At 57.8% G+C, this 268-nt stretch carries 1 protein-coding gene; it reads right to left on the bottom strand.

Features of this window, described 5'->3' with window-relative positions; genetic code table 11:
- Positions 1 to 164, bottom strand: a 164-nt coding sequence (locus SB751_RS31145) for a type II toxin-antitoxin system VapB family antitoxin (RefSeq protein WP_410749160.1), incomplete at its 3' end; no start/stop codon positions are given.
- Positions 165 to 268 lie beyond the last annotated feature (104 nt).

Raw genomic sequence — 268 nt, 5'->3', positions numbered from 1 at the left:
ATCTCGGGCGCGCTGCCGCCTAAAGCGGCCAGCCGCTTGGCCGCTTGAACCCGCACGAACGTCTTGACGGCTTCGCGAAACAGATCGGCCTTCTCCATGCCGGGATCGGCCATTTCGAGCGCTTTCTCATAAAGCGCGTCGTCCAGGGTCACCGTGGTGCGCATGCTGCCCTCCGTGATTCAGATTCTGATGCGATTTTGTATCAGAATTTTGCATCCCGGCAAGCATCGTCCAAAAGAAAAGCCTCGCAGATCAAAGACCTGCGAGG

It is taken from the genome of Cupriavidus sp. SIMBA_020 (genome assembly GCF_046535395.1).
Lineage (GTDB): Bacteria > Pseudomonadota > Gammaproteobacteria > Burkholderiales > Burkholderiaceae > Cupriavidus > Cupriavidus campinensis.
Note: the sequence above shows the minus strand (reverse complement) of the source record. Positions and strands in the feature narration are given on the sequence as shown.